The following is a 1,109-nucleotide window of genomic DNA, read 5'->3' as shown; positions in this document are numbered from 1 at the left end:
TAATACCAATTGTCTTAAAAGTTTGATCTAATAGTGGTATTCATATTCGAGTGATTTTGATATGCATACAGCCGACGACTTTAAACAATTAGCAAAGCAAACCTCCAACGGGCAACTGCGAACCCGCTATCTAGCTTTGTATCATTTCAAGAATGGGGAAACACGAACCCAGATAGCAACTTACCTTGGGGTTGCCAGAGGCAGTGTTAATACCTGGGTATCCAACTATCTGGCGCACGGACTTGAAGGTCTGCAATCCAAACCTAGTCCGGGTAGACCCTGTCAGCTCTCCGTCTCCCAGCGAGAACAGATCGCACATTTTATCAAAGAAAATGCGGTTAAAAAGGAGGGGGGGCGTTTGATTGCACAGGATGTACGACAATACATTAGCGACACCTTCCAAATCGATTATCAGTTGCGAAACGTATACCGCATCATGGATGCGCTCGGTTTCAGTTGGATAACCAGTCGCTCTAAACACCCTAAACAATCACAACAAACCCAGGACACTTTTAAAAAATTTCCTGCTGGAAACGATCCTTCACACTCCCGGTCATCTTCCTCTGGATCGCGTTGACGTCTGGTTTCAAGACGAAGCACGATTCGGTCAGCAAAATCAGACGTCCAGAATATGGGCAGCCAAGGGCAGCAGGCCAAGAGTAGTAAAGCAACAGCAATTCGATTATGGCTATGTCTTTGGGGCGGTGTGTCCGAGCAATGGTAATACTCAGGCGCTTATCAGCCCTCTTGTGAATAAAGAGGTGATGAAGCAGCATCTGAAATTAATAAGTGAAGCGACAGAGCCTGGGCGTCATGCCGTTGTTGTAATGGATGGCGCGGGCTGGCATACGATCGATACGGCCAGCCCATTTACCAATGTCAGTCTGTTAAAACTCCCACCTTATTCTCCGGAGCTGAACCCGATGGAGCAAGTATGGCAATGGTTACGGCAACGTTGCTTATCAAACCGCGTATTTCGAGGTTACGAAGAAATAGTGGAACAGGTCTCTCGCGCTTGGAATACATTCATTGCGGATGTTGAACGAGTCAAAAATCTCTGTTGGAGAGAGTGGATAAAGTTGGTCAATTAATTAATGCAATTGGTATAA

General features: G+C 46.0%; 1 protein-coding gene. It reads left to right on the top strand.

What is annotated here, in order from left to right:
• Window positions 1–61 precede the first annotated feature (61 nt).
• Window positions 62–1,091 (top strand): IS630 family transposase gene (locus tag ACFI6J_RS21470; protein WP_161789755.1). Its coding sequence is split into 2 segments (ribosomal slippage): window positions 62–516 and window positions 515–1,091, totalling 1,032 coding nucleotides; the frame shifts between segments, so codons are not numbered across the junction.
• The last annotated feature ends 18 nt before the right edge of the window (window positions 1,092–1,109 follow it).

The sequence above is a fragment of the Alteromonas sp. G4i13 genome (assembly GCF_054960505.1).
This window is presented reverse-complemented; position numbering and strand designations above follow the sequence as displayed.